Raw genomic sequence first — 18,917 nt, forward strand, 5'->3', positions numbered from 1 at the left:
GGAGGATGCATAAGATGTTTTCAGCTGTTAAGAAGTTCATTCCAGACCACCAGCAAAAACAAATTAAAAAGTTTGAGAAAATCACTCAAACTGTTAACGAGTTAGAATCAAGTTATCAGAACTATACAGACGAACAGTTGCAAGAAGTAACAAGCCATTTAAAAGAACGAGTCCAAAACGGAGAAAGTCTTGAAGCAATCACACCAGAAGCATTTGCTGCTGTAAGAGAAGCCGCAACTCGAATACTTGGCATGCGACTATACGATGTCCAATTATTTGGCGGGCTAGCAATAAGTCAAGGCGACGTTGCTGAAATGGGAACTGGTGAGGGAAAAACTCTTGTTGCTTCTTTACCAAGTTACTTGAGAGCGCTTGAAGGCAAGGGTGTACATGTCATTACCGTTAATGATTACTTAGCCAAACGCGACTTTGAAACAATCGGTAAAGTCCATGAATTTCTAGGACTTACTGTTGGATTGAATCATTCTCAATTGTCTCCAGAAGACAAAGCGAAAGCTTATCAAGCTGATATTACATATGGTGTAGGTAATGAATTTGGTTTTGATTATCTTAGAGACAACATGGCAACAACCCATGCTGAGCGAGTTCAAAGACCATTCCATTTCGCAATTATTGATGAAATCGATTCTGTATTAATTGATGAGGCAAAAACCCCTCTCGTTATCGCAGGTAAAACGACCGTTCACCCTAATTTATACTATGTTTGCGCACGAATGGCTCGTTCATTTCAAGAAGACAAAGATTACACCTTTGATCGAATTGCACGATCAGTTAATTTAACTGATAAAGGAATTACAAAAGTGGAACGTGCATTTGGCATCGACAATTTATATGATTTAGACCATCATGTTCTCCATCACTTTGTTCTCCAAGCTCTTCGTGCCAAAGCGATGTTTCATAAAGATGTTGATTATATCGTCGATGAAGACACGATTAAACTCGTCGACATGTTCACCGGTCGAATTATGGAAGGACGAAGCTTAGGGGAAGGCTTGCACCAAGCTATTGAGGCAAAAGAAGATTTAGAGATTACGCAAGAAAATAAAACTCAAGCAACCATTACTGTACAAAACTATTTCCGTATGTATCCGACGCTTTCAGGAATGACTGGTACGGCTAAAACTGAAGAAGAAGAGTTGCAGCAACTTTATGGAATGGATGTTATACAAATTCCATCTAATAAAGAGCGAATTCGAGTTGATCATGGCGACATCATTTTCCTAACTAGCGCTGGGAAATATTCTGCAGTTGCTAAAAAAGTTAAATCATTGCATGCAAAAGGGCAGCCTGTAATTGTAGGGACAAGCTCAATCATTCAGTCAGAGACAGTGGCTTCTTACTTGGACGAGGTCGAAGTGCCTTACGAGTTATTAAATGCGAAAAGTGTCGAAAACGAAGTACAATTAATTTCTCTTGCAGGTCAAAAAGGGCAAGTAACGATTGCAACGAACATGGCTGGTCGTGGAACTGATATTATGTTGGGAGAAAGCGTAGCCGAACTCGGTGGACTTTTCATCCTTGGCACAGAACGACATGAAAGCCGTCGTATTGATAACCAATTAAAGGGACGTGCAGGCAGACAAGGAGACCCTGGTGAAACACAGTTTTATATCTCCTTAGAAGATGACATGGTGCAACGTTTTGCTCGAGAAGACATTGAAGAATTAAGCCCTAAGTTGAGTGTAGACAATGATGGAGTCATTTCCAATGAAGAAGCTAAAATACTCATTGATAAGTCGCAAGACATGAGTGAACAAGGGAACTTCTCGATTCGAGAGTATAACTTAAAATTGGATAATGTCATTTACGATCAACGTAAAGTGGTCTATGAGTGGCGTGATAAAGTGATTACTTCAGAAGATCCACTGTCATTGTGGATCGAGAGTTTAACGTCTTCATCTAAACATCTTGTAGACGAACACACTTCTCAAGATGAAGTTCCAGAAAACTGGGATTTGGATCAACTAAAAGAAACGTTAACGATGTTGATTCCTACGCTATCTAATTATGAAATTAAAAACATCGAAGAAGCTAAAGATCTACAAGATATTCGCTTGCGTGCTCTCAATGATTATTTAGTACTTTTAGAACCACTACATGAGAAAAGTGGCGTTCAGGCTCAAGCTCGTAAAGTACTGCTAAATGTTATCGACTCATATTGGTTAAAGCAACTTGAAGATATGGCTAAATTAAAAGAAGGAATTAATTTACGATCGTATGGTCAAGAAGATCCGTTACGAACTTACAATAAAGAAGGTTACGAGCTTTTCACTCAAATGTATAGCAGCATTGAACACGATGCCACAACGTATTTAGCTCGTATATTACGACCACTTACACAAGTGACTAAAGGGGTGAAGAATCATGCGTAACTTTTTTTCAAAGAAAGATACGAAGATGCAGTTAGAAGGACATGAAGCTCCAGTTTCTTCACAGGAGCTTCTAAACGATGAGTCCGCTCAAAGCGATTCAACAAATGAAATAGAAACGGAACTTTCGATCCATCCTGATTGGACATTACCAGCCGAAGATATTTATTCGTTTCAATTTCTAAATATTGAATGCTCACCACTTCTACCAAATCAATTATCAATCGCTGGAATTAAGATTGAAGAGCGTGAGGATGAAGTTGGTGGTTTGGATGCAACTGTATTTATACGCCATAGCATAAATAAATCCATCGAACTAAAAGAAACAACTCTGGTGCTCATCGATCACCAAGGTCAAGTCATTGGTAGAAAACAGCTCAATTTAAAAGAAGTTGGCAATTTACCTCCTAATAGTAGTCGCCCTTGGGTTATTACATTTACGCAAGAAGAATTGAGCATCGTTGAGAAGCCGGAGAACGGTTGGAAAATTGCATTTCAATTAAAACCATCTCAACGTAAACACTCTCTTGACCTCGATGAAAAATGGCAAAAAACCTTACCAGATAAAGATATTGCGGACTTAAAATCACTTGTAGACCGTCTTGAACGTCCAAAAGTAACTGAAGTAAATTTATTAGGGTTAAAAGCTGCTAAAAGAGATAGTGGTGACATCCAACTCATTATCTTAATTCGTAACGGTTCTGAGAAAACTGTTAACCTTGAAAAAGTTCCCCTCGTATTAGAAGATGCTGACGGCGATGTACTTGCTAAAGCCGCTTTTACTCCTAAAGATTTAAAAGTAAAAGCCAATACGAGCAAACCATGGGTATTTATTTTTCCAAAGAGCATGCTAAAGAAGGAAACCTACTCCTTAGATAAATGGAAAGTATATATGCCACAAAAACAATCGTAATGAAAGAAGGCTGATGGAAGGAAGATTCCGCAGCCTTCTTCACAGTGTTTAGGAGGTAACTAATTTGAAGAGAAAGCGATTTGTACCACTTGTACTTCTCATCGGCTTATCTCTTGCTATATGGGTAGGCGCATTCGTGGTTGCACAAAGTGAAAATGTAACCTTTGAAGATCCTATGTTAGAACAAGCGATGCGAGAAGAATTGCAAATTGAAGAAGGGGAGCCAATTAAGCAAGAGGACATCTTTGCGGCTTCAAGCCTTAACCTTTCTTCAATGCAAATTACCAATTTAGAAGGGCTAGAGAAATTTGAAAACCTCACATCTTTAAATCTAGCTGACAACAAAATTACAGATATCTCTCACATTGGTTCGTTAGAGAGACTTGAGGATTTGAACATAGAGAACAATCAAGTTACTGATCTGACCCCACTTGAAAACAATTCTTCTCTTATTAGCTTAAACATTAGAGAAAACAATGTTTCCTCACTAGAACCATTGTTGGAACTTATTTATCTAACAGAACTAAACGTTCGAGAGAACCGTATTGTTGACGTGGAACCTTTACGATCGTTAACTCAACTGGAAGATGTCAATTTAAGATACAACGAAATTGCTTCTATTGAGCCAATTATTGATTTACCTGTATTACGCGATCGCATTTATGTTGAAGGCAATCCATTAGAAGATGCTCTACTTTTATCGTCGATTTACGATGAAGTTAGCAACATTGATATTCCAAGACCTGAGTATACAATAGAGTTTTCAGAGGAACCAGGAGTTCAAACAGAACCTATTGAAGTAGAGTTAAGCACTGCTGGCGACCTTGAAGGAATAATACGCTACTCCGTCGATAATAGTGAAGTTACGGAAGATTCACCTGTATATAATAACCCTTTAACCCTTGACGAGAATACAAATTTAAGAGCTAAGTTTTTCCCTTCAACTGGTGAATCAACAAATGAATATGGAAACTCCTATATCATCCAAGAAGATTCCACATTACCAATCATAGCAATTTCTACAGATGAGCGTAATTTGTATGATGAACAATACGGAATTTACGTGCCGGGAATCTATTACGATGAAGAACGACCGAACCAAACAGGGAACTATATGCAAAGTGGTCAAGAATGGGAACGCCCAGTATTTATGCAAATGTTTGATCCAGATGAAGGAACCGTTTTGTCTCAGCATGCAGGAATTCGAATCCATGGCGGTCAGTCTGCCACTGTAGATCGAAAATCTTTGCGTTTTTATGCTAGACAAGAATACGGTGAACCACGTTTTGAACATCCGTTATTTGGAGAAGACGAACGTGATGTATTTAATCGCTTTATTCTTCGTAATTCTGGACAAGATTGGAATCGAACCTTATTTCGAGATGCCATGATGCAAGAACTTGTATCTGATTTAAATATGGAAACACAACTATATCAGCCTGTAACGCTATACGTTAATGGTGAAAGCTGGGGCATTTACAACATTCGTGAACGTTATGACCATCATTACTTTAGATTTGCACATAACGTCCAACAAGAGCACCTTGATTATCTTGAAAAGAACGGAGAAGTTATTGAAGGTACAAACGAAGACTATAAGCAACTACTTGCTTACATCCGTGAAAACGGAGTAGAGTCTGATCAGAACTTAGAGGTTGTTAGCCAAGAGATGGACCTCGATAACTTCTTAGATTATTATATCTCTCAAATTTATTTCGGTAATACAGATTGGCCACATAATAACATCGATTTTTGGCGTGAGCGTCCTAATGGAAAATGGCGTTGGTTATTGTACGATACCGATTTTGGCTTCTCATTGCCTGCAAGTGGTCGAAACGCTGCACACAACACATTAGCCTGGGCTACAGGAGAAGCTAGGGAAGCTTGGTCAACATTCCTTTTTAGTTCCTTACTGGAAAACGAGGACTTTAGAAATGAATTTATTCAACGTTCCGCTCAATATTTAAATACCAATTTCAATCCTGAAACGGTTGTCTCTACAATCGATGAGATGGCAAATACTATTGAGCCTGAAATCCCTGCTCATATTGAACGTTGGGGTGAACCTGCCTCAATTGAAAATTGGGAAGGACAAGTCAACAGTTTAAGAACTTTTGCAGATGATCGTCCTATGTATTTAAGAAATCATTATGCGAACGAATTTAACCTCAATGGAATTGCAGAAATGACGATCGAAGACATTTCCGGAAGCCAACTAACCATTGCAAATCAAACGTTTGAAGCCCATAACGGTTGGAACGGTCACTATTACACTGATACGCCACTAACTGTTCAATTTGAGGACCAAGACAACAGCAACGTAGAAGTCGAAACCTCAAATGAAAACGTGGCAACCATTAACACCGAAAACGAGATCATTTTACAAGAACAAGGTGAGGCTACTGTAAGCTTTACGACTACTGAAGGTGACCCTTTACTCACAGTTAGTTTTAAAGTAGAACATTTGCCAGACCAACATTCATTAACACTAGATGCAAATGACACTAGTCAATTTGAACTTGAAAATGTATCACACTATCGCACTTCAGACAGTACAATTCTAAAAGTAGATTCCGACGGCAATTACGAAACCGGTCAAGCTGGACGAGCAACTATTAGCGGTTTTAATGACGCCAATGATCTTGTGGCAACTTTTGATGTGATAGTAATTGATACCATTACAGAAGAAGAGGAAATACTAGCTGGTGATCGCGCCATCTTTTATGACGGGGAATGGGAACGTGCAACGCCTCGAGAATCTGGCTTTTCCTATAAAACTTCCAGTGCTGGTGATCTAGCTACATTCACATTTGAAGGAACAGGCTTTCAATGGTATGGAATGCAAGGTGGCGAACATGGTACGGCTAACGTTTATATTAATGACGAACTCGTTGACACGGTCGATACGTATGGTGAAACGAGTAACCATGAACTTCTCTATGAAATAAACAACCTTGATCATGCCGTACATGAAGTGGTTATTGAAGTAACCGATGAAAAGAATGAATCATCTAAGGGGCAATCGATTTATATAAACTCCTTTTCATTCGAGCGATAACCCTGCTATATTACATTTAATAAATCGTTTAGACTTTGTTGGATGTGAAGAATATCGTTATCGTATCGGAGTGAACGTACTAGTAATAGCTATAACAAAAACCCTAGTCTAATATAGACTAGGGTTTTTGATCTACTCTTCAAAATGGTTAATTAAGCGGTGCATAAAGGTTGCAAAGTGCGCTCTGGAAATCGGCTCTCCAGGTCGAAAAGTCTCGTCAGAATAACCAGTTGTTACCCCTATTGATGCAAGAGCTTGAATCGCTTCATATTGTTCCATTTCCGGTGTTACATCTTTAAATTCAATTTCCCCTTCTACAGAACTTAAATCATACGCACGATACAAGATTAGAGCCATTTGACCACGAGTTAGATTGTTTCCTGGATTAAACTTACCCGTCGATGTGCTTCCTCTTATCCATCCTTTTTCAGTTGCAATTGCAATTTCAGAATACATTCCATGAGTTTCATTTACATCTCTATAACCCGGATCACTAGCAGAGGAATCTTCTAATCCAAACTCCCTCACTAGCACAGCAGCTACATGCTGCCGTAAAACGTTTTGACTCGGTCGAAACGTTTGGTCTGAATACCCTCTAAAAAAGCCTCTGTCTACCCCAAAAAGTATACTTTCATATGAAGGATGAGATGTGGGAACATCCTGGAATGGAGAAGCTTCCGTCACTGTAACTGGCACCTTCGTCTCTGCCTTACCAATAGTTACAATGACTTCGCCGTCTCCGGCACTCGTAGCATGGAAACGACCACGACTATCAATTCGACCTATGTTTCCTACAACTTCTTTTTCGACTAGTAATCCGTCATAGCGAATTTCATTCCCATTAGAATCTTTCGGCTTTACATCGAGATTCGTTCGCCCGTCAACAGAAGTCGTAATCGATGTTGGCAATCCAAAATCATGAATGATATTCGTTGAAGAAATCGGTCTTCTTGCAATTTGGCTACCTTCAACTGAATAAGAAATCCCACCTGAGCCCACGTTTTGAACCGTTACTTGCCCATTTAATACTTCTCCTACCGAAGCGCTCACCCTTAGTTCGCCATTCGATTCGTCACTAGAGACTTTCTGTCCAATCCCATTTAACACGTCAACAGAAACAGGAAATGTTGAACCAACGAGAAATTGATTTCCACTGCCAAAACTTATGCTCGCTTGCACAGGCACAGAAAGATCACCTGTATACCCAACGAGGAGTGCCGATGGAACTGGACGCAGCCAGCCTGTACGATTTAAAGCACGTAAATTATTGTATTGTCTACCCACGAGTGTAGACGACCCACCACCATCAAAGTTCAATGCTGAATGCGCACCTAATTTCTTCATATGTTCAGCTAACTGCAACATGTTCATGTTTCGTGTCGTTACCATAAACACTTCTTGTCCATCGCGACTTACTCCGACAGCCGCTCGCTCAGTAACTTGTTGCGCACGCCAAGAATTAAGATCCATGCTAACGTCTACTTGGCCGTTTCTAACGAGTTGTGGACCACTACCTAGCATTAACTCGGCATCGCGCCATTTCGAGTCAATCGACGCTTCAATTTTCACTGAATCTCCAGGGCTTAAATGACGTAAGTGATCTGCACCATCTCCGTGACCTGATAAGACAAAACCTGTACTAGGAATTCGACTATTACCTGGCTGACCGTAAGAGCCTACGGTTTCTACTGTGCCTTCAATTACTTCACCAAATCCGAAATTTTGTACAGCATCTCGTTCCGCACCTCTAACAACAACCTCCACACCATATTCATTCGTTCCTGTTCGCTCATGTATATATTGAGATGTATATAAACTAACAGAGTTTGCCGACCGTTCAGCATTCATATTATGTATCGAGAATTCTCGACTTCCACTACTCGCTCGTAAACGACTCTCAAAACGATCAATCATTGCCGTCCCATCACTCATGATCCCAAAAGCAATCGGATGTTGACGATAATGACTGCTATCTGGTGAATTTCTGCCATAATTAATAATTTTATTATGATCTGTAATTAAGCTAAATGATGGTTGATCGCGGTGATTCATATCAAAAAACGTTGCATTCACGGCACCTACAACAGCAAAACCGTCCCTTGATGCACGTTCTGCATGTGAAAGTGTGGATGTTAACTGGTTCAAAGGTTGTGAATAGGAGACACCCATCTTCGTATGAACGTCATTAAGATTGACTTTTAAATGATGATTCCCCTGACTACTTTCATGGTTGACTCCCGTTGACAATGACTGCGCCCCCGCATCCGCAATCATTAATGGCCCTACTATTGCACATACTCCAAGTGCTCGCAACAACCGTTTCCCCACGACAAAAACCCCACCTTTTTTCATAGTATAATAGGTGTAGCTTAAGTGAAAGTCATTAAACTGTCAATACTTGGAGAATAATGCAAATAAGTGTCTAATACCTGCTAAATCGGACGGTTTGTGTAACGTTGCAGTGCGAATAACGTTGGTATGAGTAGAAAGATAGGAATAATTGTCGGAACCAAACGAAATCACCTATCGATTTTGTAGGTCACGGTGTATAATGAAAGCATTGTGCTTGTTTCCAAGAAGCAAGTATAGGAGTTTGTTTTTGTGAGGTGAATGGCATGCGCTCTACGTTTAGAGGCGCAGCTTCTATATATGAGAGTTGGGATTATTGGAAATTACGGACATAACAACAATGGAGATGAGGCGATTCTTCTCGGTATACTTTCGCAACTCGAAGTGATTGGGATACCTAAAGAAGAAGTCGTCGTATTTAGCAACCATCCAGCCATAACCACTAAACAGTATAACGTAAAGGCCGTTCCGCTCGTAATAAAGAAAGGAACAGCTGCAAGTTCAGCGCTTGCTACGATTAAAGCTGCTAAACATATAATGAAAGATTTGGAACTCGTCATCATTGGCGGCGGTGGATTGTTAATGGATATGTACCGAAGAGACGCGCCTTTGTATAGCATGCTCGGTACGACCGCCAAAAAATGCGGTTGTAAACTTATCATTCATTCTGTAGGTGCAGGACCTATTCGAACGGTAGTCGGGAAGTTTTTCTTAAAAAGACTTGTGAATGCGGCTGATCACGTGAGTGTTCGTGATGTACCTTCACAACAACTGATTGCTTCTATTTCAAACAGAAAAGATATTAAAGTCGTTGCAGACCCAGCATTTGCAATTCCAATGCCACCTAAACGAAAACATACAGAACGCCTCACTAAAATTGGGATGACAGCAGCTCCTTATTACAGTCAACAATATTGGCCCGTACATGATGAAAGCAAGTACCAACAATACATTCAAGGAATGGCTTTTGCTGCTGACCAACTCATTGAAACGCATGATGCAACTATCACTTTCTTCTCAACAAAATATCCACAAGACATTGAAGTAAGTAAGGATATTCAAGCGTTGATGACCCATCAAGAACGGACAATGATTATTGATCAACAACTACTTCCACATGACATCATGCGTGTCTCCTCTGAACAAGACTTAATTATTGGCACAAGGCTTCACTCTTTAATATTATCTGTGACGGTAGGAACGCCTGTAATTGGTGTTGAGTATCATCATAAAGTTCGCCACTTTATGGAATCGATTGATGAAAGTTCCTTTAGCTTAGAGATTGGCAAGCACGGTAATGGCATCGTGACACTCATCAATGATATACAGAGCCATTGGAATGAAACGCAACAAAGGGTTGCTCACAAATCCAGCAAATTGCACCGTGAATCGTTTAAGAGTCTGGAAAATATCGAATGGTTATACGACCATTCCGTACAAAAACGTCAAGAAAGTGATGGTGGACAACCCTCATGAACATCTTTGCTTATCCGAAAGAAAAAGCCAATCAACTCGCTTTGACAGGTGTCCTATTACTCGTTTTTTGGACGACGATTAACCTACTTTTCACACGAGTATGGTCAATTTTCCCTGGAGTTGTTGGCTATCTAGGTGAAGCATTACTCGTCGCCCTTCTCGGGTATGTTCTTTTTCACCCTGAACTCGGTCGTAAACATATTTGGACGAAGTTAAAAAACCCGATTAATTTTAGCTTCCTTTTGTTCGTTGCTTTTGCATTTGTAAGTATGTTTTTAAATAACGTTCCATTTGCACAAGGAATTTTTGGTCTAAGAGCATTGTTCCAATTCGTACTACTTGTCATCATCGTACTAATGCTCGATATTCCAACAACTTGGGTAAAGAAATTATTTTATTTAATTATTGGAATGGCTTTTGTGCAATCCGTTGTTGGGATCTTCCAAGTGATTCTGGGCATCCCACTGCCACTACATAATATGGAAGAACGAAGAAGTGTTGCGATTGGTGAGGAAATTCGTGCCTTTGGTTTTATGGACTCAAGTAACACGCTTGCAGGATTCTTACTCGTCGCTGTACTTCTAATCGTTTTATATCTCTTTATGTACCGAGCAGAAGTACCTAAAAAGCATAAAGTTATTCTCTTATCGATGCTTGCGGTTATGCTACTAGCTTTAACGCTCACGTTCTCAAGACAGGCATTTTTGGCTTTAATTGGTTGCCTAGGTTTAATTGGTCTTTTATTCCGTCACAACAAAACCTTCCGAATCATGCTGATCACATCAGTGGGTCTCGGTGTACTGTTTGTCATCGGATATGGGCTTGCTCTACTCTTTTTAGAAGGGTTTGCTCAGCGTAACTTTTACACGTTTGATTTTGAACGGAACTATCGTGTTTTAATGGCATTCGCTGGTTTACAAGTGTTTATGTTCAGTCCAGTAATCGGCGTTGGACCAGGAATGTTTGGAAGTAACGCTGCATTTGTCTTTGACTCACCGTTCCACCAATTCATGTATGATATGTTACCGGTACTGATGACGACGGTCGATAACAATGCCCTTGCAGTGTTTGTGGAATATGGCGTCATTGGAACGGTACTATTCCTATTCTTATTCTGGTCCATATTCAGGTGGATGTTTAAGTTGTCTGACAGTGTAAACCCAGCTGTACGATGGTTATCCGTATTCGTTATTACGTACGGAATTGCCTTCTTGCTGATGGGCCTACTCTCAACGGCTTGGGAAAACCATCCGTTGTCGATCTTCTTCTGGCTATTCTTAGGAATCGTCCTAAATTGGCACCAGAATAACAGACACGTAACAAAGGAGGAAAGCGTCTAATGCGTGTACTCGTCATTAGTAATATGTACCCTGCCCCACAAGCTCCGACGTTTGGTATTTTTGTTCGGAATCAAGTGGAGCAATTACAAGCACATGAACTTGACATCACCGTTGCCGCAATTCGTGATCCTCGAAATGGAAAAGCGAATGTCTTAAAGAAATACGCACGTTGGGTACTTGGGACGATGACGCGTTTTTCTACTCGCTATGATTTAGTTCATGCCCATTATGCGTTTCCTTCTGGCTGGTTAGCGAAGTTGTATTCGAAAATTCGTCGAGTCCCTTATATCGTCACCGTACACGGTGGTGATTTAAACAAAATGGCTAAAAAGGGAGCATTTTTCAAGAAGCAGACAAAAAGCATCCTGAAAAATGCTGCCCATGTCATTGCTGTTGGACCCGCACTTTATGAAGAAATCATTCAAGAGTATGGCGTCCCAGAAGATCGTGTTTCCTTGATAAACATGGGCGTGAACCGCAACGTCTTCCATCAAAGAACCGATGTCCCTTCTCCGTTTGATAAAGAGAAAAAACACATTCTTTTTGCTGGGAACATCATTAAGCAAAAAGGGATTGTAGAACTTATTCGTGCCTTTCAACACTTGCATGAAGACGACCAACAATTACAATTGCATCTCGTTGGTTCCTTCCAATCGGACGCCTTTAAGGATGAAATTGAAAATCTGATTGAAGCACTACACTTGCCTAAGGAATCTGTTCTCTTCCATGGACCTAAGTCCCAAGATGAGCTCGCAATTCATATGACTTATGCTGACGTATTTGTACTTCCTTCTCATATTGAAGGCTTTGGTCTGGTTGTTCTTGAATCTATGTCTTGTGGAACCCCTGTCGTTGCTAGTAACGTTGGCGGACTCCCTTCGCTCTTAAGCGATGAAGCTGGTGTACTCGTAGAACCAGAACAGCCTGAAAGCTTAAAAAGTGGCATAGACGCTGTCTTATATGATGAATCACTTCGCAAACAGCTCGTTCAAGCAGGGTACAAAAAAGCGGATGCAAATGAAACCGAAAAGATCATCGCACGAATCATGACGATCTACAACGATACAACAAAGAGGGATGTTTCATGAAAAGAGTCCTTTTTATTTCATCGGTTGGCGGACATCTGACACAGCTGATGCAATTACAACCACTAATGAACGAATACGAATCACACATGATTACCGAAAAGACAGAGGTTACGAAAGCGCTTAAGAAAGACCATCCGAATTTATCCTTTCTTGTCTATGGTGCACGTAATTACCCAGTTCGTTATCTCTTCAAATTCTCGTTTAACATCATCAAATCACTCGTTCTATTTTTAAAACTGCGACCTGAGGTTGTCGTAACAACAGGTACACACACTGCGGTCCCGATGTGTTACATCGCAAAGTTGTTTCGAAAGAAAGTCATTTACATTGAGAGCTTTGCGAAAACCGACTCTCCAACGTTATCAGGAAGAATGATTTATCCGATCGCAGATTTGTTTATCGTACAGTGGAAAACGATGTTAAAGCATTATCCAAAAGCAAAGTACGGGGGGTCAATCTATTGATACTCGTCGTTTTAGGTACACAAGAACTTCCCTTCACTCGTCTTTTAGAACAAGTCAATAACCTGAAAGAAAAAGGTGTAATCGAAGAAGAAATTATCGTCCAAAACGGACATACGCCAGCCGACCAATTTGCGCATTTAAACGCAACACCGTTTTTCTCCTATGATGAAATGAGCGGGCTGTATGATCAGGCGAGCGTCATTATCTCACATGGAGGAACAGGATCATTAATCACAGGCATCAAGAAAAACAAGCCTGTAATTGCTGTCGCGCGTCTCTCACAGCATGGTGAACATAATGATGATCACCAAACTGAAATTGTTGCTCAATTTAAAGAAACTGAACATATTATTGCAAGCGAAAGTCTCGAAGAAGATATCAAACGCGCCTTTGCTGGATTTAAACCAGCACCGTACGAAAGCGGACAAACGCAAATTATTACGATGATTCGTAACTACATTAACAACATCTAATCACTACTCCTTAATGAAAGGCCTGAGAACTATGAAGGGAAAGCACATTATAGCGATAATTGGTGCAGTCACGATCATTAATTTGGTCTCGCGCTTAATTGGCTACTTCCGAGAAATGCTCGTTGCGTATCAATTCGGTTTTAGCTTTCAAGCAGATAGTATTGCGACTGCATACACGATCCCTAACTTTCTTTACATCGTTCTCGGAGGAGCCTTAACGAGTGCATTCGTTTCTGTCTATAGCAAAATAGAAGATCCAGAACGTAAAAAAAAATATTTAAGAAGTATGTTCGGCTGGTTATCGCTTAGCATGATCTTACTCACGCTACTATTTATAGGAACATCGGAATTACTCATTCCATTCTTATTCCAAGACCAAGCAGAAACCATTTCTTTATCCGTAAACTTATTTATGATTATGGCTCCTGCTATTTTCTTCTTAATCCTTTCAATGTGGCTGCAAGGATTACTAAACGTGAATGACAAATTTTCAATCGCTGCACTGTCAACGTTAATTATGAACGGTGCGTTTGTTGCGATTGCCTTTGTATTCTACCCAAGCTTATCTTCTTACGCACATGCGTATGGCGCTTCAATCAGTGCGTTTTTAATGTTTGCCTTTCTTGTTGCGTTTATTTGGTACAAAGGATATTTCAACTTCAGGCCTAGTCTAGAAACTACACCAGAGGTTTGGCGAACGTTCCGACTCACCATTCCGATTATGCTCGGAGGAGCAACGTTACAGTTGTACTTTCTTATCTACCGTATCTTTGGTGCACATATCGGTGAAGGTACGATTGCAGCATTGAATCTAACATCCAAATTCGTGCAACTTCCACAAACCGTTTTAATGTTAGCTGTTACCGCCGTTATCTTTCCAATGTTAGCGCGAAAGGTTGCTGCGAGCGAACATGAAACGGTTGCTAAGATTCACGGTCAAGGCTTAAAGTTAATGGCATTGGTCATCATTCCTGTTACTGTATTTATCGTCGTCTATGCAAAGGACATCATCATTACACTGTTTGAGTACCAAGATTTCACACGAGAAGATACACTCGTCGCTACTCCTCTGTTACAGATTTTTGTGATCGGTATGTTTTTCCATGCGGCAAATGTATACATAACGAGGTTTTATTATGCCTATGAGCGTTCGATGTATCCACTCATCGTCAGCTTAATTTCAGTACTAGCCATTAACATTTCACTTAGCTATGTTCTGATTGGTCCTATGGGAGCTGAAGGATTGGCATGGGCCATGACCATCAGTGCAGGGATTAACTTCATCTTGCTTTTAGTAGGTGTAAACAATGTGCTAAAATGGCAAAGAAAAGCTCCGACAGAGATGAAAGAACAACTTGTAGGCTTTATAAAGTTACTGGTCATGTCGGCTATTATTGGCTTGGTTCTTTATGGCATGAACCACTTCATTACTATGTACCCACTTGTTGACATCTTGCTCGGCGGTTTCACTTTTGCAGTATTATTTATTGGCCTATTGTATGCCTTACGCTTTCAAGAACGAAAAGATATTCAAAAGTTATTAAAACGGAAAGTTGGAGATGACCGATGAAACTGACCATCGTTGGTACAGGCTATGTCGGCCTCGTTTCAGGGGTTTGTTTTTCTGAACTTGGACATGAAGTCGTATGTATAGATAAGATGGAAGATAAAGTAGCACAATTACGCTCAGGAAAGAGCCCAATTTATGAACCTGGTCTCGAAGAACTCCTACAAAAGAACATTCAGGCAGGTCGTCTAACCTTTGACACTGATTTATCTACAAGTGCGCCTTCAAGCGACGTGATCATGATTGCAGTAGGAACGCCTCAAGCAGAGGACGGCTCCGCAGATATGAAGTACGTACACACGGTTGCAAAAGAAATCGGGCAAGCACTTCCTTCTACAGGGCAGTATGTGGTTGTCAATAAATCTACCGTTCCTGTAGGAACTGCTGATCAAGTCAAAGAAATTATTCATAACATGAATGAGGATGTTGATGTTGCGGTTTGTTCAGTGCCAGAGTTTCTTCGTGAAGGCTCCGCTGTTAAAGATACGATGAACCCAGATCGCATCGTGATTGGCACGAGCATTCCTTGGGCTAAAGCCCGTCTCGTACAATTACATGAAAAGCTCGCCACAGGAGATAAAATTGTGATAACAAATGAGAAAAGCGCTGAAATGATTAAATACGCGGCAAACTCATTTTTAGCAACAAAAATCTCATTTATTAATGAAATGGCAAACATAAGTGAACATGTCGGAGCAAATATTGACGATGTCGTTCGAGGCATTGGTTCAGACCGACGAATCAGTCCACATTTCTTAAATGCTGGTCTTGGTTATGGCGGTTCTTGCTTCCCTAAAGATGTGAAGGCACTCGCTAATATGGCAGAAACTCATAATTACGAGCCTCAAATGCTCTATGCGGCAGATCGTATTAATGAACGACAACGATTCAAGCCGTTAGACCAACTTTTAAAGAAGTTCAATGGATCGATTGAGGGGAAACAAATCGCAATTTTAGGTCTTGCTTTCAAACCGAATACAGACGATATGCGCTATGCACCTTCTATAGATATTATCCATGAACTCGTTAAAGCTGGTTCTATAGTACGTGCTCATGACCCAATTGCCCAAAATGCAGCCAAGCCTTTTTTACCAAATAATGTTACACTAGTAGAAACGATGGAAGAAACGTATGCACATGCAGATGCAGTTATTTTGATTACCGAATGGGCAGAGTACAAATCAATAGACCCTACAGATCTTCTTGCACAGATGCGAGGAAACTTTGTTATTGATGGTCGAAATGCTTTTGATGCTGACGCATACAAAAATGCTGGTATTGATTATTACGGGATCGGACGTAATTCTTAATACTAGTACCATTTAGGAGGGAAATCATGAAAGCACATTCCAAGCTTCTTGCGCTTACAGGTTCCCTGCTTATGCTTTACGGTTGTTCATCTTCTGCAACAGCAGATGAACAGCCTGAAGTAGCTGGTGATAGCTGGGTCAATAGTGAGATTCGTGAACTTGACTCAAAAGTAACCGAAGCAGAGGCGCGCACCGAGCAATTATCTCAAGACATTGCAATGATCTCTGAAGGACGCAGTTTTATCGACGTTGATGTACAACATAATGCTTTCCATGAAATTGAATACTTAACTTCTTTAGGTATAATTAATGGGTATTCTGATCAAACATTTAGGCCGTCAAATAGTATCAATCGAGGGCAAACCGCTGCCATGATCGCAAGGCACCTTTCCTTGACAGTACCAGATGACTATGTTCTTCAAGCACCTGATGTTAGCAAAAGTCATCAAAACTATGATGACTTACGAAAAGTTGAATACCACGGGGTAATGACTGGGAACAATGATGGTCATATGAATCCCTCGAATCCTTTGACGCGTTCTCAGATGGCGGTTGTACTCGTAAGAGCTTTCCCAGATGAAATTCCTGAAACTTCGAATCAATATACTTATACAGATTTAAGAGAAGGTTCTTTTAGTTATGATCAAGTGAATCAATTAGCTGACGCTGGTATAACAAATCGAGTCGGCACTGCATTTAGACCGTCAGAACACACAACACGCTCTCATTTTGCTTTATTTATGTCTCGAACGATCAATGAAGATTACCGCTAAACCTTAACAATATTTACTTTGCTTTATACGTTATATAACTATTTAGATTTGTCAGAATGTAAAAAGGACGTGAGTATGCCCCCTGCCATAATCACGTCCTTTTTAAAATATTGCTCAAACAACATTTTAAAATGAGTATAACGTTCAATCTTAATTATGAATAACCCTGAATCTGTTATGTATTCACTTCTTCTTTAATTGACGATTACTAGTACTCTTTAAACCTCTATTGTCTTTCAAACGTTTCATTCATCATTTACGATAAACACCCCCAATTCGATTCCTGAAATACGAATTGGGGGTGTTTATCAATTGCTTTTGACATTCTACTGCTCTTTCCTATCTTCGTTCAATTCGAATATCAGTATAGTAATGTTGCAGAATCTCTGTGTAGGAATAGCCTTGTTGTGCCATCGTTGCTGCGCCCCATTGACTCATTCCAAGTCCGTGTCCCCAGCCATTCCCATTAAACACGACAGTGTCACTACTAGGCCTAATTACCTCGACACTATTCGCTGTTCGTACTTGCATTTGGTTGCTTCGAAGTGTAATCGTTTGTTCCCCTGGAAGTGCCATCTTTGCACCATTTAACTCAACAGAGCTTGTCCCTCCGCCAGGTAGGCGAACTCTCGCATCTTGATCTGGAAATTCAACATCGAACTTTGTACTGTTTAATGACTGACCAAGTGACCAACGTATTGAATCCGCAGATCCATTCGCACTAGGAATTCGGACGGTATCTACTCGACCACTCGGACTCATTCCGGTCACGGTCATGCTTTGAACACGACCTGCCCGACTTTTACTTTCAATCGTAATGTCCGTTGCCGTCCATCCTCTTTCAAAAACCGCCTCACCGATCTGAGAGCGTGTCATTGTCGTTGTCCAAGAATGACGACTATTACCTGGGTTATTATCGTATGGATCTTCTACTGCACGAATGTACGGAACAGCATTTAACCAGACATTTTCACTATCATCAGTATAACCACCCGAACTTGAATGATAGAACGCAGTAATCAAATTGCCATTATGTGTCGCATAACGGCCTTTCGTTTCATCGACAGCACGGTTTGTATTCGGATGCTCTGCCGTCTTCCCTGCATACACTTGGTCCGTCGTTGTATCGACTAAATACCCTTTTGACATGTTTAGCTTCGCATAGTTTCTAGCTGCGACGGATTGAGCTTTTAAGGCTTCAATTGGCCAACTAGCGATGGCCTCTCTCGGTACAACTCCTTTAAGATAATCCTCAATCCCTAATTCGTTATGTAACCTTGGACGACGATCATTCTCATTGACTCTCACAGACATCGAACCACGATATGTATTGCTCGTATAACTCGCAGCCCCCGCAACTCTCACTTGATTCACAACAACTGAATTCCCAGAACTTGGGGTACGTTCTTCAAGTCGAAAACCACGACCTGAATAAATGTATGAATTGTTCAAATCTGATCGTACACCAATCGCATTGCTCGTTCTAGAGTAACGAAACTCTAACGATCCACGATAATCGACTGATCTGCCATTATCGACATTAACGAGCCGATAAGATCCAGTTGGTGTTAATTTAAACGTTTCAGGTACGACGAGTCGAACGTTTACTTGATCATCGTAAGACGCTGCATTCGCCTTAAAATCAGAGAAAGTGAAAAAGCCAGTAAGGACAAAAAGAAAAGCGAGAATTCCTTTAGTTACTTTTCTAAGTTTCAT

General features: G+C 40.5%; 13 protein-coding genes. 11 read left to right on the forward strand and 2 right to left on the reverse strand.

Translation table 11 applies throughout. The features are described 5' to 3' along the window. The first annotated feature begins 14 nt into the window (after positions 1–14). The 3 genes from secA2 to JOD17_RS01895 all read left to right on the forward strand — a co-directional run bounded on the left by secA2 (position 15) and on the right by JOD17_RS01895 (position 6,361). Complete coding sequence (gene secA2, locus JOD17_RS01885) at positions 15–2,393, forward strand: accessory Sec system translocase SecA2 (RefSeq protein WP_204695453.1); 2,379 nt, start codon at positions 15–17, stop codon at positions 2,391–2,393. After that, positions 2,386–3,303: an accessory Sec system S-layer assembly protein gene (locus JOD17_RS01890; RefSeq protein ID WP_204695454.1), complete on the forward strand. Its 918-nt coding sequence runs from the start codon at positions 2,386–2,388 to the stop codon at positions 3,301–3,303. The genes secA2 and JOD17_RS01890 overlap by 8 nt, the downstream gene beginning before the upstream one ends. Before the next feature lie 64 nt (positions 3,304–3,367). Continuing rightward, the gene (locus tag JOD17_RS01895; RefSeq protein WP_204695455.1) at positions 3,368–6,361 is read left to right on the forward strand and encodes a CotH kinase family protein; all 2,994 of its coding nucleotides are present in this window, start codon (positions 3,368–3,370) and stop codon (positions 6,359–6,361) included. Between the two features lie 132 nt (positions 6,362–6,493). Here JOD17_RS01895 and JOD17_RS01900 read toward each other — a convergent pair whose 3' ends face one another. After that, on the reverse strand, positions 6,494–8,689 hold the full coding sequence (locus tag JOD17_RS01900) for an S-layer homology domain-containing protein (protein WP_204695456.1): 2,196 nt from the start codon (positions 8,687–8,689) through the stop codon (positions 6,494–6,496). 321 nt (positions 8,690–9,010) lie between these two features. On the opposite strand from JOD17_RS01900, the gene JOD17_RS01905 reads away from it, so the two are divergent. From JOD17_RS01905 to JOD17_RS01940, 8 genes are read left to right on the forward strand one after another with little or no spacing between them, the layout of a single operon-like run. Further along, positions 9,011–10,186, forward strand: coding sequence for a polysaccharide pyruvyl transferase family protein (locus tag JOD17_RS01905; protein ID WP_204695457.1), 1,176 nt, complete (start codon positions 9,011–9,013; stop codon positions 10,184–10,186). Further along, entirely contained in the window at positions 10,183–11,526 is a 1,344-nt protein-coding gene (locus JOD17_RS01910) for an O-antigen ligase family protein (RefSeq protein ID WP_204695458.1), read from the forward strand. The genes JOD17_RS01905 and JOD17_RS01910 overlap by 4 nt, the downstream gene beginning before the upstream one ends. After that, positions 11,526–12,614, forward strand: coding sequence for a glycosyltransferase (locus JOD17_RS01915; protein ID WP_204695459.1), 1,089 nt, complete (start codon positions 11,526–11,528; stop codon positions 12,612–12,614). Before JOD17_RS01910 ends, JOD17_RS01915 begins: the two co-directional genes overlap by 1 nt. Continuing rightward, the gene (gene pssD, locus JOD17_RS01920) at positions 12,611–13,078 is read left to right on the forward strand and encodes a PssD/Cps14F family polysaccharide biosynthesis glycosyltransferase (RefSeq protein ID WP_042358230.1); all 468 of its coding nucleotides are present in this window, start codon (positions 12,611–12,613) and stop codon (positions 13,076–13,078) included. The genes JOD17_RS01915 and pssD overlap by 4 nt, the downstream gene beginning before the upstream one ends. Further along, entirely contained in the window at positions 13,075–13,551 is a 477-nt protein-coding gene (locus JOD17_RS01925; protein WP_204695460.1) for a glycosyltransferase, read from the forward strand. The genes pssD and JOD17_RS01925 overlap by 4 nt, the downstream gene beginning before the upstream one ends. Before the next feature lie 31 nt (positions 13,552–13,582). Beyond that, the gene (gene murJ / locus JOD17_RS01930; protein WP_204695461.1) at positions 13,583–15,121 is read left to right on the forward strand and encodes a murein biosynthesis integral membrane protein MurJ; all 1,539 of its coding nucleotides are present in this window, start codon (positions 13,583–13,585) and stop codon (positions 15,119–15,121) included. Further along, a complete protein-coding gene (locus JOD17_RS01935) occupies positions 15,118–16,428 on the forward strand; it encodes a UDP-glucose dehydrogenase family protein (protein ID WP_204695462.1) in 1,311 nt (436 codons plus the stop codon). The genes murJ and JOD17_RS01935 overlap by 4 nt, the downstream gene beginning before the upstream one ends. A gap of 26 nt (positions 16,429–16,454) precedes the next feature. Then, on the forward strand, positions 16,455–17,201 hold the full coding sequence (locus JOD17_RS01940; RefSeq protein WP_204695463.1) for an S-layer homology domain-containing protein: 747 nt from the start codon (positions 16,455–16,457) through the stop codon (positions 17,199–17,201). 339 nt (positions 17,202–17,540) lie between these two features. Here the strand turns inward: JOD17_RS01940 and JOD17_RS01945 are convergent, their stop codons facing one another. After that, positions 17,541–18,917: a SpoIID/LytB domain-containing protein gene (locus tag JOD17_RS01945; RefSeq protein ID WP_204695464.1), complete on the reverse strand. Its 1,377-nt coding sequence runs from the start codon at positions 18,915–18,917 to the stop codon at positions 17,541–17,543.

Origin of the sequence: Geomicrobium sediminis, assembly GCF_016908595.1 — a bacterium.
GTDB lineage: Bacteria > Bacillota > Bacilli > Bacillales > Marinococcaceae > Geomicrobium_A > Geomicrobium_A sediminis.